The organism is Methanosarcina barkeri str. Wiesmoor, assembly GCF_000969985.1.
Lineage (GTDB): Archaea > Halobacteriota > Methanosarcinia > Methanosarcinales > Methanosarcinaceae > Methanosarcina > Methanosarcina barkeri_B.
The window spans coordinates 4505534-4519071 of record NZ_CP009526.1; the positions used below are offsets into that span (position 1 = coordinate 4505534).

The 13538-nt window shown below is 38.3% G+C and carries 10 protein-coding genes, 2 tRNA genes and 2 pseudogenes; 4 read left to right on the forward strand and 10 right to left on the reverse strand.

All coding sequences use genetic code 11. The annotated features are described in order from the left end of the window. The first annotated feature begins 90 nt into the window (after positions 1-90). The gene (locus MSBRW_RS18570) at positions 91-1203 is read left to right on the forward strand and encodes a hypothetical protein (protein ID WP_011306264.1); all 1113 of its coding nucleotides are present in this window, start codon (positions 91-93) and stop codon (positions 1201-1203) included. A gap of 394 nt (positions 1204-1597) precedes the next feature. Here the strand turns inward: MSBRW_RS18570 and MSBRW_RS18575 are convergent, their stop codons facing one another. The 7 genes and pseudogenes from MSBRW_RS18575 to MSBRW_RS18600 all read right to left on the reverse strand — a co-directional run bounded on the left by MSBRW_RS18575 (position 1598) and on the right by MSBRW_RS18600 (position 7523). Then, positions 1598-3100, reverse strand: a complete 1503-nt coding sequence (locus tag MSBRW_RS18575) for an RtcB family protein (RefSeq protein ID WP_011306263.1) — start codon at positions 3098-3100, stop codon at positions 1598-1600. Between the two features lie 418 nt (positions 3101-3518). Beyond that, positions 3519-3959 (reverse strand): archease, encoded by a 441-nt coding sequence (locus tag MSBRW_RS18580; protein WP_011306262.1) that lies wholly within the window; start codon positions 3957-3959, stop codon positions 3519-3521. Positions 3960-4099: 140 nt separating this feature from the next. After that, positions 4100-4297, reverse strand: a pseudogene (locus MSBRW_RS21545) (zinc ribbon domain-containing protein); the annotation flags it as partial. 224 nt (positions 4298-4521) lie between these two features. Further along, positions 4522-5133 (reverse strand): CDP-alcohol phosphatidyltransferase family protein, encoded by a 612-nt coding sequence (locus MSBRW_RS18585; RefSeq protein ID WP_011306261.1) that lies wholly within the window; start codon positions 5131-5133, stop codon positions 4522-4524. A gap of 330 nt (positions 5134-5463) precedes the next feature. Then, a complete protein-coding gene (locus MSBRW_RS18590) occupies positions 5464-6033 on the reverse strand; it encodes an aldolase (RefSeq protein WP_011306260.1) in 570 nt (189 codons plus the stop codon). Positions 6034-6227: 194 nt separating this feature from the next. Continuing rightward, positions 6228-6677, reverse strand: a complete 450-nt coding sequence (gene tnpA / locus MSBRW_RS18595) for an IS200/IS605-like element ISMba18 family transposase (protein ID WP_011306259.1) — start codon at positions 6675-6677, stop codon at positions 6228-6230. Positions 6678-6968: 291 nt separating this feature from the next. Further along, positions 6969-7523, reverse strand: coding sequence for a YkgJ family cysteine cluster protein (locus tag MSBRW_RS18600; RefSeq protein WP_011306258.1), 555 nt, complete (start codon positions 7521-7523; stop codon positions 6969-6971). Positions 7524-8029: 506 nt separating this feature from the next. Here MSBRW_RS18600 and MSBRW_RS18605 point away from each other — a divergent pair. Beyond that, positions 8030-8103, forward strand: a tRNA-Thr gene (locus tag MSBRW_RS18605). Between the two features lie 745 nt (positions 8104-8848). On the opposite strand, the gene MSBRW_RS18610 is transcribed toward MSBRW_RS18605, so the two are convergent. The 3 genes and pseudogenes from MSBRW_RS18610 to MSBRW_RS24405 form a co-directional block, all read right to left on the reverse strand. Beyond that, positions 8849-9043 carry a DeoR family transcriptional regulator gene (locus MSBRW_RS18610; RefSeq protein ID WP_048102670.1) on the reverse strand — a complete coding sequence of 65 codons (195 nt, stop codon included), beginning with the start codon at positions 9041-9043 and terminating at the stop codon, positions 8849-8851. Positions 9044-9824: 781 nt separating this feature from the next. Next, a complete protein-coding gene (locus tag MSBRW_RS18620; RefSeq protein ID WP_080565417.1) occupies positions 9825-10499 on the reverse strand; it encodes a hypothetical protein in 675 nt (224 codons plus the stop codon). A 16-nt stretch (positions 10500-10515) separates the two neighbouring features. After that, positions 10516-10716: pseudogene (locus MSBRW_RS24405) on the reverse strand (matrixin family metalloprotease); the annotation flags it as partial. A 451-nt stretch (positions 10717-11167) separates the two neighbouring features. Between MSBRW_RS24405 and MSBRW_RS18625 the strand changes: the two are divergent. Together MSBRW_RS18625 and MSBRW_RS18630 are read left to right on the forward strand one after the other, a co-directional pair. Continuing rightward, positions 11168-11241: transfer RNA gene (locus MSBRW_RS18625), tRNA-Thr, on the forward strand. Positions 11242-11817: 576 nt separating this feature from the next. Beyond that, positions 11818-13362 (forward strand): aminotransferase class V-fold PLP-dependent enzyme, encoded by a 1545-nt coding sequence (locus tag MSBRW_RS18630; RefSeq protein ID WP_011306256.1) that lies wholly within the window; start codon positions 11818-11820, stop codon positions 13360-13362. Positions 13363-13538 lie beyond the last annotated feature (176 nt).

Genomic DNA, 13538 nt, shown 5'->3' on the forward strand with positions numbered 1-13538 from the left:
AACCGGAAACCACAAAAAGTCCTGATCTTACGGGCATCAAAACGGATCATAGCATAAATAGCCAGGAAACCGGATCTATCGGGTGGAAATATGCTGATCAGAAAGAACATTTCCCTGGATGATAAATACCTTAAAAAGTTACAGCCCTTTCTGGATGCCAATAATGGGAATTTGAGTGCTGCAGTTAGGGATACCATTGAAGTTGCGGATACAGCTCTTTTATATCATAAAAGTATTGATGAAGCAATTCGATTTTTAAAAGAAACACCTGCAAAAGAAGAATTAAACGAAACAATCCAGAACGGAGAAAATATCGTTATAAATAAAACGATGCTTGAATGGCTGTTTAGGTGTACCAGGGGCAGGCTTACGGATGAAGAACTCGTTAATGAGCTTATCAATCCATTTGAGATTCAGGATATGAAACAACTCGAAGGCTACCTTAACAAGGTTTCCAGAAGCTATCAATGGGTAATTCGAACTTCAATAAAGTGCGAAGATATTAATAATCCTGAATCCGCACTGGTACTTATTTCCAACTCGACTGTATACAGTAGAGACTTTTTTGCCCAACTGGTAGCTCATTTCCTTTCAAAATGGAAACAGCTTGACGTTGAGCATGTTTTCAGGAGATCAAACTCGACCCAGATTTCTTTCAAAAGAAACACCTCTATCTCATCAAACGAGATCATGCCCGGAATCCGGAAGCATTTTGGATATCTTGATGTTTTATGTAAGGAGTTAGACGACAATACTGAATTTTGGACTCAGCTCATGTATACTTATAATGCTGAGAGGTTCAATCTAGTGACTCTTCAGCGGAGTCAGTTTGAAGTTTTTGCAACTGGAGAAGTACCAAACCCGACAAAAACCCTTGAGCGCCTTTGCAAGCAATCGGTAAGTGATATGACTCTTCCGGACTTGCTGGTTCATTTTAGAAAAATGTACCTTTCAACTCAGCTTGTCAAAAATATAGAAATCTTCCTAGAACCTGGAAACGAATCAGTAACCATTTTCCACGACTTCAAAAATGAAATGGTTATTCGTAATCTTGTAAAGTATTTTTCAAATATATTCAGAGAAAACGGCACGCCTTTTGAGACATTTTCATATTCAAGCATGATTGTATTTCGGTTTTTCCAGGAGCGGGAACCTGACGGTTCAGATTTATATTTGGTGGAATCAATGGAAGAGCACGAATAACCCGACTATAATAACCTGGCCTTAACAGCCGACCCTAATAACTCGAAAAAGTTCAAAGGTCTACTAGAGTTCAAAAATCTATTGGCCAGAACCAGAAAACGGATATAATATTTAAATGACTAGATTGAAAAACTAAGGGGATATTATTAAAGAGTAAAATAAAGGGGTAAAATTAAAAGGTAAAACTTTAGCCTGTAGATTAAAGTTCCCATAGAAGCTTCAGGCACTGAAGCCTATAATTTCTGACGCTTAGTGCACGCAACGAAATAACCTATGCAACTTATACTTTCTTGCAACTTTGATTGACGACTTTGATAGTGGAAATCAAAATGCCCAATCGGGATATGCATAGGTTATTCTGTGACGGAACCTTATGGTTTAAACCTTGTTTTAGTTAACCTTTTGTAACTCCTAAAGGAAGAACTCTTGCGACTTTACGGGCAATACCGAGCTCATGCACAACATTTACCACTTCACTGCTGGACTTGTATACATCTGGAGCTTCCTCTGCAATGACTGAAGGATGAGTGGCTCTTACTGTAATGCCCCGAGCTTCAAGGTTTTCTTTTATGCTCTGTCCGCGGAATTCTTTTTTTGCATGTGCTCTGCTCATGACCCTGCCAGCCCCATGACAGGCACTACCGAAAGAAACATTCATAGCCTCTTCTAAACCGCAGAGAATATAAGAAGGAGTCCCCATGCTTCCGGGAATCAGAACCGGTTGACCTACATCTCTGTATACGGCCGGAACTTCGGGATGCCCTGGAGGGAAGGCTCTTGTTGCTCCTTTCCTGTGCACATACACCTCTTTTTTCTTGCCGTCCACGAGATGTTTTTCAAGTTTTGCCACATTGTGGGCAACGTCATAAAGCAGATCCATGCCCAGGTCGTCAGCATCTCTCCCAAATACATTTTCAAACGATTCCCTTGTCCAGTGAGTAATTATCTGACGATTTGCCCATGCATAATTTGCAGCACAGAGCATGGCTTTAAAATAGTTCTGGGCTTCCCTTGACTGGGCAGGGGCACAGGCAAGTTGTTTGTCCGGAATTTCAATTTTATAGTTTTTTACGGCCTGAGAGAGTTCCTTTAAGTGGTCAGTACAGATCTGGTGACCTGCGCCCCTTGACCCACAGTGGATCATTACCGTAACCTGGCCTTCTTGAAGCCCAAAGGTCGAGGCTATTTCCTGATCATAGATCTTATCAACGTACTGAACCTCAAGGAAATGGTTGCCGCTTCCAAGAGTTCCTAACTGAGGTTTCCCTCTTTTTCTGGCTTTCGCGCTTACCTGGGCAGGGTCGGCTCCTTCCATATACCCATTAGCTTCACAGTGTTTGACATCAGCTTCTACGCCATACCCGGCTTCTACAGCCCAGTTTGCCCCTTCTAGAAAAGCACTGTCCAGTTCCTGGTCCGAAGCCCTGATCCGACTTTTGGAACCAACGCCTGCGGGTATATTACTAAAAAGCTCGTCGGTTAACCTTTTTATGTTCGGAACGACCTCTTCTTTCTGAAGATTGGTACGAATGAGCCTCACCCCGCAATTGATATCAAAGCCTACCCCACCCGGGCTGATAATCCCTTCTTCTACATCAAAAGCGGCAACTCCTCCTATAGCAAAGCCATAACCAAGATGAGCATCAGGCATTGCCATGGAGTACTTCTGAATGCCAGGTAAGGTTGCCACATTTGCAATCTGGTCAATAGTCCCGGGTTCAATGCCTTCAAGCAAACTCTGGGATACAAACAGGCGGCCCGGAACTCGCATGTTCGGAATGTGCCCAACAGGAATTTCCCATTCGTTTTCAGAAAGTTTCCTGACCATACCCTTCACCTCCTTCTGTACGTTTTCCGTGCTTGATTCCTCAATAGCTGTATCTTCACTTTCTACCATGATTTATGCTCCCTGCTCCTTTATGCTTTAGATATAATTCTGGAATTACTAATTTATCTTCCGTTTCCTAAAGGTTCTGCAAATTAATATGGAAACGTGATCAAGATACACTGTGTCAGGCTGGATTAAAGCCACAATGAATTTTGGAAACGGCTGATTAAGATCGGTTAGATATAATAAAGTCGATCTAAATATGACTGAACCAATTCAGGACTAGATAACTCAACTTGAGATATACTTGAAATATTATAGTACGTGAAATATTATAGTACTTGAGATATTATAGTACTTGAGATATTATAGTGCAGAATAGGATAATTCCTATACATGAAGATATGCATGGTGCAAGTGGTTAGAGGAGAAACAGCCAGTATTCGGTGAACCAATTCCAGGGGATAGGAAGATAACTTCTGCTCCTTTAAATATCCACAACAACCTGAGCCTTCCAGCCGTCAGCAGTCTTCGTTATTTCTAACTGGTTATAGGTAACAGCCTTAATTTCAGTCTCAAAGGGAAGGCTTTTTAGATCGTACTTTTCGCCCAGTGCCTGAGCTGTTATTGAATATTCACCGTTTTCTTCCCTGATATTATCAACTCGAAACTCCCTGAAAACGATTTCATCAACTTCAAAGAGATATAGAAGTTCAGAAAGCCAGTCCACAAGCAGGGACTCCAGGTCAGGCGACTTGAGAAAAATTTCTCTTGCGGTGTCTCCCGAGATTTTTTTTGTATCAATTATAACATTAAACATCGCAAGAGCCGCATTTTCAAATACTTCTTCCCTGGTTTTTCCGTAAGCCTGGAACTTGATATCTGCAGTGTGATCCAGATACTCATACTGTTTTCCTTGAGATGACATAGCCAGGTAATTGTGTTTTTTGTTACATTAACTTATTTACCGCGTGAACTACCCCTAAGCTAAAGACTTAGTAGCTTCCTAGTTCATTCCTCCCTCCATTGAGGACAAGTCCCCAGGCTCTTCCCCACGTTCCGCAGGTGTTACAACCCAATTAGATTTTGATCTATGAGAGCGAATTTCTTGATATTGATAGCGGCATTTATGTCTCTATCATGTTTTGTTTTACAGTCTGGGCAAGTCCATTCTCTAGCATCAAGAGTCAGATTAGAGTTATAATACCCACAAACATTATAAAGTTTAGATGAGAGTTCAAACTGTCCAATTCTCAGGATAGTTTTACAAGACTCTTTTCAAAATCTACTGTATAATGTTGTGGCATTTGATATGATTGAATTGGATTTTTCTTTGATTTAAACTTAGGAAATCCATTCTTTTCTCTGAAAATAACGAACTTAGACAGCGAACTTAGACAATAAATCGAGAAAGGACTTAGACAATGAACCGATAAAAGAACTCAAATTGAAATAAAACTAAATTGAAAAATTATTAAAAAAGGATGTTGTTACTGCAACTCTTTCCATATATAGTAGATTCTCTGGATTGCTGTTATGTGGCTGGTTACAGCAATCAGGATGACGGCCCAGCCAAGAATTGAAAAACCTGCAATTGGCACTGGAAAGGCAAAGTTGCCGAAAGATGCAAAAATTATAACTACAAGTCGGTCAGCCCTGCCCATTATCCCACCATAGTATCTTCCAAGGCTGAGCGCCTGGGCCTGGGTCCCGAGATAGCTGGTAAGCAGCACACCTACAATTGCCGTAACTCCTAACTGCCAGGAGACGTAACCTGCAAAAAAGATGCTACATATTATAAAAACATCCGAGTAACGGTCAATCACATGATCCAGAAAGTCACCTCTTGGGGTTGCCCTATTTGATTTCCGTGCAATTATCCCGTCAAGGGCGTCAAAAATAGAGTTAAGTATTACCAGGATGCCTGCCAGCAGGATAAATTCCCTGGACGCAGGTGAGTAATAAAAACTCAGTCCTGCAAAGAATGCACATATAAGGGAAGCTATGGAAACCGTGTTAGGTGAGACCTCATATCTAACGAAATAGTCTGCCAATGGGTCGATAACTTTTGAGGCAAAAGGTCTCAAGGTGTTAAACGTCATGGTACTCGAGATTTTTCTTTAGGTGATACCTGTAACAGAAAGTCGCCCCGGAAACAGGCGTCTTATCTTACTCGGTATTCTAGTCTGGATTCGCTTTTATTCGTTTCTGTGTTTACCTGCTTTTTTATATTTATACTTAAGCTGTATGATTATCGCTTATTCGATAGATAAGTTTACTCATTCTATTTCCTGTTTCTCATGCTTTTACTTCTAATCATGGATTAAACAAGCGAACGTTTATGTCTACTCATTTTCTCTTTCTGCTGTCACACGATCTTACGGATAAACGAGGATCAAATGGGCAAGCGTTTGCAATCGAGCGTTTATAGTTTATTTACTTTCCCTTTCTGTTTTCGCACGCTCGTACAGGTACTTAACTTTGCAGGAATGCTCAAGCTGCGTGGTCGCTATATAGGCGTCTCCAAGCGTTCTCCCGATTGCAAAAGTTCCGTGACTGTAAACTATAGCGCCTCTATGCCTTGAGAGCGCATTTGCAAGATTTCCTGCAAGCTCGCAGCTGCCTATTCCTCCTCCGACGACCGGAATTTCCCCAAGGAAGTACTGTCCTTCACTATCTACAGGTGAAATTCGTCCCTCGGGGCCTGCGAGCAGAGACTCAACAACCGCATATGGAGCATGAGCGTGAATGATTGCAAGTGCTGAGGTCTGCCTGTAAATTTCTCTGTGTACTACAGCTTCGGAAGACGCAATTATATCCAGGGAAGAAGTGTCCCAAACGTCAACTTCAACAACATTATTCTCTGTGATTTCGTCAAGTGCGGCACCTGTCCGGGTGATAAGCATCCTGTCGCCAGCCCTGAGGCTGATATTTCCAAAGTTAGATTCGACAAGCCCGTGTTCAACCAGCTTGCGCCCATATTTTGCAATTTCCTGCCACATCTTGAGCGGTATATTATACCTTTGGTTAATAATATATATTGCTTAGGAGTTCGCGTTTCTTCTTCTAAAAAATAGACTCTAATAATTGTTCTTTTCTTCTTAAAGTCCAAAAAATCTGAAACTATCAAAGTTGCGCTGGCGCACCCCGCTGCAAGCAACGGGGTATGTTCGCGCCACCGCTCGGTTGTATTGGCTTATTGAAAATCGATTATTTTCATTTGTTTGTATGCTTCTTTTTCTTCCTGATTTCCCTGATTTTCAATATAGCTTTTTATTACATCGGAAGTTGTTCCATCTCCTACAGTTCCGATGTATCCTCCATCACTCCACAGTTCACTACCCCAAAGCTGTTTTTTGATCTCGGGGTATTGCTTAAAAATTTGTCTTGCTGTAATGCTTTTTATTATTTGCATTACTCTTGAAGGAGAATATTTTGGTTCGGCACCAACAAAAAGATGGACATGATCACCATCAGTACCAATTGCATCAAACTCAAAACAGTACCTTTCACCAATTCCAAAGCATATGGTTTTCAAAAAACTAATGATTTCAGCATCTAAAAGAAGCTTTTTCCGATATTTCATACAAAAAACCATGTGGTATCTTATTTTATAGACACAATGGTTTGCATGTCTGAGTTCCATTTACAGTACAAATGTAGCTAAAAATATAAGGTAGTTATTTAACAACGGTTCTCGGGGAAGTTTTCCATCCCCGCAGCAAGCTAGCGGGGTATTCGAATGAAATAATCCATTTTATCTTTTTAATTTTATGAAATTTCACCTGTTTTGAGCGTATGCTTAATGGGCACACTAACCTCAGCTCTATTCTTCAAAAAGTCCATAGGGTCCTTATGGTTCCCAATAACAGGAATATCTAGAATACTATACCTGCTCTTCTTCTAAGAATATTATGTAAAAAAGAAAAATTAATGATTACTTCCTTTTAAGAAATTCTATAAAAGAATCTAAATTCTGCTCTTTCATTTGAATACAAAAATCATTATTTTTGTCGATATTTTTATACTGTTCGTACATGGAAGTTAATTGATTATGCATTGTTGAGTTTACTGATTTATACCATTGTGCATAATCATGAATTATGTTAACAGACATCGGACACAATAACAACGTTAAACCAAATCCAGCGTCCTCATCCTGAAAAATTACGAAAGGAAAAGTTCTACATGCTTCCGACCTGTTATCATATATTCTGCATTTTGAGTTTATCAGTAATGGGCACTGTTCAGCGGCATTTATTGCTTTATAACATCCTTCCAACTCTGATTTTACCGCATTCGATTTTAAAATATTCGCACTTTCTCGATCTACATTTTTTAAAATTTTCTCATATTCTTTTCTATGAAAATCAATAATATGATGTTTGCAGCAACTCGCATTACATGATTCAGGACAGCTATAATGTTTAAGTATGCTTTGAGTTTTTGAGAGTAACCAGTCGTGCTTTTCAAAACGTTGTCTTCGATCCATGACTAAGCCTCGTAAACTTTCTTTTTTCACTTCTCATAAAGTCTTTTTCTTTCCAGTGCTTCCTTTGCTACTCTCAATAATGTCTCTGCTTTCTCTCTGCTTCAAGAATAGAAATCATAGGAGTCGGACCCTTCTTATCTGCTTATGTAATTAATTCCTCTGGGAATTTGCCTATATTCAGTGTAAATTTCCAGTGCTCTTACGTAAGTGTTCGGTTGTTTTTTGGGATTTGTTGTATCAATCTACTCTATGAATATGGGGTCATGCTTCAGTGCTGCAAACTTGAATTTAGTATCTTCGTTACGGAACATTAGATACCCTGGATATAATGTCTTAAGCAAGATAAACACAGGACTCTCTAAGGTTTATGTACTATGACCTCTGGAACCTGACAAAAAGAGAACAGATCACAAGCAAGTAAAGACGGATAGCTTCTAGATAAAGAATTCAGCCATAAAGTTTATCTGTGAGTATTGTATTTAGATAAGTCGCAGCATTTTCCAATTGCCTCGTTGGCTCAGCCCGGTAGAGCGAGTGACTTGTAATCACTAGGTCGCGTGTTCAAATCACGCACGGGGCTTCTGAATTTTTGTTCAAAGTACTTTCTTGCTATTTTGTCCTAATTTTTTTAGAATTTCGTTAAGGCATGGTACTGTAGACAGTGTAGCGAAAGTTCTGTAAGATATGATTGACTCTGTATCTTTTTTCTTTCACCACAAAAAACAGGATGTAGAGTCAATGGTTGATATTATCTCTTATAAAAGATTATTTTTTCGATCAGGAAGACGGAATCTACTGTAGTAGGTCATGTTTGATTATTTCTGAAGATATTATGTTTTTAGGGTCCTTCCAAATCAGTACTAAAACTAAGGGCATACAATACTTATTTTAGATGATAAGTATGCATTTAGAGTTCCCCCAATTAAGGTACAGTCTAAAAATCAATTTTTTAGATAAATAATCTATAATACTCTTTTAAATCAAGAAAAAATTGAGATAAATACTTTATTCTTTTACAATTTATGTTTATTTATAAATAAGGCATCTGATGTCATTTTCATCCATACAAAATTCAATGTTAAAAGTAAGGATAAATCAACGTTTAATTTAACAATTAAAGTATTTAAGTCATTTAAACAGCAAATAGATCATTTAATGAATGTACCTTAACTGGGGGAGGGCTGACACTATATTTAATTGGGCAAATAAAGTTTAATATCCCTTAAAAAACTAATCATTTTTCAAGGGGTCTATATGTTTTTTAAATGGATTACTACCAATTTGGCAGGAATTGGTAGTTTTTGGTAGTAATTGACATTAGAGTATCAACCATCATTTCTTACTCTTTTATACCTGTACATATAACTCCGGCCTCTTTTTATCATTTCAATGTAACCAAGCTTTGCAAGATATTGCAGATCATTCCTTGCTGTATCGTAAGCCACGTTGTATTTACTTTTGATTTCAGCTATGGAGACGTATCTCTCAGGTTCTTTAATTTCAATACCATTTGCTCTCAAAACTGCTTGATCTACGTCCCTGCCAGATTTATCATAGTCCTATTTTATATACAGATATAGTCCTAGATTTTTATTTCGTGCTTTCAGGTCTCTTTTATAAGCTCGTTTTAAAGAATTTCAGGTATTTTTTCGCTTTTCTATCAACATTCAAAAAGTTGTCAAGGTAGTTCAAAGGTGGTGGACTCAAGATCAAATATACAGGTAAATTTTGTCTAGATAAATCTGAAGCATCTTCCAGTGTAGGACCAGCAAATACCATTACGTAGGTTTTTCTCAACCCGCCAACCAGATTTGAGAAACAGTTTCTTCTTTGTTTTCACTTATTGAGTCTGGAACTATATCTGTAGGGATACTGAGTCCGCCATATACTGGTTTTCTTTGCGATACAGGTTTGAAGATCTTTGCCAAATGCACATGAAATTCTTCGAATAACAGGCACAAAGAAATGAAAGTACTTTTCACCTATCCTTTTTTGACTATAGATATCATCATTATCTTGGGCAGTAAGGTTGTCCTTGTTTCGGTTTGTGTTTTCGCACTTCGTTTCCACACGCTCAGCTGCGTTTTCCGTGGTACAGAATTCCATGTGGTTTTAAAATAATATTTGCGTCATAAGTTGTAGTTATTTTTATTATGTAATTATTTGAGAATCGATGCACTAGTCGATTGGCATTGTTCCAAAATAATTAATTCAGCTGCTAGAATCAACCTTTATGCAAGCGTATAAACATAAGTAAAAGAAAGGATGAGGAGTTTAACTCCTCACATATTGGTGATATTTTCAGGCTACATCTTTAATTGTGCTCAGTAACTCATCTTGACTAACAGTTTCATCAGGTCTTACAGCTTTTCCATCATCAGTTAATTTGAACTTACCCTGTACATATCCTGTAACTACAAAATGTTCAGAACCAACATCCTTAGTGTATGGGTAAGTATCATTGGATAAATAGAGTAAAACCTTTTCATCAGGTTTGAAACTAGGTTCAATATCTGATGTCATAGTAATATTTCCAATTGTTCCACCAACCACTCTCACAGTAACTTCATTGGAAGATAGCGGATTTTTAAGGTATTTATCTACACTTATAATGATATCAGTGTAGATGAGTTCACCTCGTTTGATCTTCTCAGTAAATGACTTATTCGTCTGTTCAGTGTTCCATTTAGGTGGAAGAATTTCCTTAACTTTACCTATTATAACGGTATCAGCGTGGTTATTTAAGTCATCGTAAGTGTATTCTTCAAGTGATCCACTTATGCCAATAGTTCTTAGTTTATCAGTATCAACGTTGTTTGAGGGTTTATCTATATTGGTTGCTTCTGAATAATCAGGTTGTTCTACTGTTTTGAGAATAGCTTGTGATGAATCAGATAGCGTTAAAAAACCTACCATCAGCAAAGAAAGTACTCCAACCAAAATAACACCATATTTTGCATTATTTCTTATAGTCACAGCAAACCACCGCCCTTTAGTAAATAGATTTGATACCATTTATGTAGTCTGAATGAAGAGAACGTTTCCAGATATCACCTGCTGCTATCCCTTGAATCATTGTTGCCCAAGCAACAATAGAATGTCCTAAGCCTAAACCATGTCCAAATTCATGAGTAGCTACACTCTGAACATCAAACTTTCCAGATTCCCCATTTGAAGCGGTAGACCAAGCCTTATTACTGTTAAATTATATGTAAAAACTGTTAAATACATCGACAGGTTCGGGCGGATATGGAAAGCGCATCTGAACTCCATAAGTTATATTAACTTAATTTGTTATAAATTTATAGAGTGAAATGTGAAATTATGTTATTTTTATGTTATTTTGAATCTGAAATTGGCTATTCACCTTTGATTGTTCAAAAATTTATACAGAAATTATATTATAGGATGTAACGCCCTAACTCGCATTCAAAGATATACTGAAGCCAGAGAGCAAAATCGAAGTGATAGTTTGGGAGCTTGAAGTCGAATACCAAGAACTACATCTTCTGAGCAATGCGAAAAAATTGAATAATTAGCAAAATGGATATATGCAGATCAGATGCATTTAGTGTGTAATAGCAAATCAACAAAAAAGAGGGCTTTAAACACTCGATTCTATGGGTTTTCAAGTATAAAATCAAGTCTCGTTGGCTCAGCCCGATAGAGCTAGTGATTTGTAATCACTAGGTCGCGTGTTCAAATCACGCACGGGGTTTTTACTATTTTTTGTTCAAAACACCTTTCAATTCTGTTTTCTTCAATGCTTAATGTATTTATACAGACATAGTCCTAGATTTTTATTTCGTGCTATCAAGTCTCTTCTTTAAGCACGTTTTAAGGAATTCTAGTATTCTTTTCGCTTTCCTCATCATGCTCCTCGAATTAAATTGTCTGTATATAATTTATCAAAAACTAAAATATATAAAAATATTTTTTAGAGTAAAACTTCAAAACCCATCATATTGTCCTAATTTCCGTTAATGAATAATATTAAGGAAACAATATTCTTATTGATTTATCTATCCCCCTATTATCTAATTTTATATAACGGCGTGAAAACATTTAAATTAATTGACATAAAAAACGGTTTATTTAAAATAATTTAAGGAGTTGTCTGCTTGGATAGGCCTTAAATATGCTTTCCATTAGGTAGCCAGTCCAACGCCTCGTTCCCGTTCAATTATGAGATCATTCAAAAGGGCCGTTCCTGTTTGGAAAAGAAAGGAAGATAAGCTGAAAGGCATGAATTGTCACGAATTTAGGGAAGAATAATTTAGGGGAGAATAAATGTATGCATTCGCCAGAGAAATATCTAGAAGTACCACTTGATTTCAGTCCCGAAAAAATGAATAATTCTTTTGCGGAGTTCAAGCAGGATTATCCGGAGTTTGAAACAACGCACATTCTCGATGAGCTAAGGGACCTTGAGTATGCACGCTTGGACTGGCATGATCAAATATATCTGGATTATACAGGTGGAGGGCTATACGCTAATAGTCAGCTTCTCAAACATATGGAACTGCTTCGATGCAATGTTTTTGGGAATCCTCATTCTGAAAATCCGACTTCAATAGCTATGACAAAGCTTGTGGAACGGGCCAGAATTAAAATATTAAGCTTTTTTAATGCGTCTCCTGATGAATATGTAGCTATTTTTACTCCCAATGCTACAGGTGCTCTCAGATTAGTAGGAGAAGCCTATCCGTTCGAAAAAGGAGATCGGTATTTGTTGACCGCAGATAATCATAACTCCGTCAACGGCATTAGAGTTTTTGCAGAAAGTAAAGGAGCTTCCGTAAGCTACATTCCTATGATTTCCTCTGAGCTGAGAGTGGACGAAGAAAAGCTGGAGTTTTATCTTGACCAGGCCAGACCTGAGAGAAACAACCTGTTTGCTTATCCAGCTCAATCCAACTTTTCGGGAGTGCAGCATCCCCTGGACTGGATTGAGAAAGCCCGGAAAAAAAACTGGGATGTCTTGCTGGATTCTGCTGCCTTCGTACCTACTAACCGCCTTGACTTGAGTCTATGGCACCCTGATTTTGTCTCAATTTCATTTTACAAAATTTTTGGTTACCCGACTGGTCTCGGTTGTCTTATTGTCCGAAAAGATGCTTTGAATAAACTAAAAAGACCCTGGTTTTCCGGGGGTACTATCAGCATAGTTTCTGTCCAGAAAGAAAACTGGTATTGCCTTCATCAGAGCGCTGAAGCCTTTGAGGCTTTTGAAGACGGCACTGTCAATTATCTCAGCATACCTGCCCTGGAAATAGGATTGAAGCATATAGAAGGGATTGGTGTGGATGTCATTCACAAAAGAGTGATGTGCCTTACTGGCTGGCTGCTGGATAAGATGCAGTCTCTGGAGTATCCCAATGGTCAGGCTATAGTAAAGATTCATGGTCCGTCCGGACTTGAGAGGCGGGGAGGGATAATTGCTTTTAACCTCTACCATGCAGACGGAACGCCTTTTGATTGCCAGACAGTTCAGGAGGCTGCAAATAAGGCAGGTATTTCTTTAAGAACCGGCTGTTTCTGTAATCCTGGAGACGGTGAAGTAAGCCATAATATCACCAGAAAAGAAATGGCTTCATGCTTTGAGAATTTGAAACCTTCCAGCAGATATCCCTATGGCTCAGATTGCAAGAACCAGGAATCCTGCCTTGCTGTAAAAACTAAAATGTCAAGCATACGTGTATCGCTTGGTCTTGTGACAAACTTCTCAGACGTCTATCGATTTATGAACTTCCTTCAAGGACTGATGTATGAACCGGAGATCAGAGTTCTGAAAGCAGAAAAGGTAAAGCGAAGAGTATTCCTGAACAGAGGACCATAAATAAGAAGTGTACAAGAATATTTTTTCTGAATTATATGCATTCGCATTCAATTACTCAAAATGTGTCGCTTGAAATTGCCTGATGATAAATAATTTCTAAAAGATTCGTTAGAGAGTTGATAAGCTTCTCTAAAAAATTAAGCACTTGATACTTCAGTACTTGATATTTCAGTACT